A 426-nucleotide genomic window follows, 5' to 3' on the forward strand; every position below is an offset into this window, starting at 1 on the left:
CCTCGGCCTGCACATCGCCGCCGTCGCCTTCGATCCCGAAGGTGTGGCATCCCCACCGGACAACCTCGCCCATCACGTGACGCCGCCGAAACCCACGCGCGGCTAGCCGTTCCTGCCTGAGGACCACCCGATGATGAACTTCCATGGCCTGCGCCAGGGCCGTCTCGTGCGCCTCGCACAGGACAGCGCGACGCTTCCGGCCCCGTCCGACGTGCTCTGGATCGACCTCTTGGATCCCACGCACGAGGAGGAGAAGGCCGTCGAGGCGCTGCTCGGGCTTCAGGTGCCCACCCGGCAGGAGATGGCCGAGATCGAGGAGTCCGCCCGCCTGTATCAGGAGCGTGACGCCCTCGTCATGACCGCCGTGATCATCAACGGGGTCGCCGAGGGCCGCCCCTCCCGCACCCAGGTCACCTTCGTCCTGAC

Annotated in this window: 1 pseudogene; it reads left to right on the forward strand. The window is 68.8% G+C overall.

The annotated features are described in order from the left end of the window. Positions 1-130: 130 nt before the first annotated feature. Positions 131-426, forward strand: a pseudogene (locus KBI52_RS00735) (magnesium transporter); the annotation flags it as partial.

It is taken from the genome of Microvirga sp. HBU67558, assembly GCF_018069605.1.
Lineage (GTDB): Bacteria > Pseudomonadota > Alphaproteobacteria > Rhizobiales > Beijerinckiaceae > Microvirga > Microvirga terrae.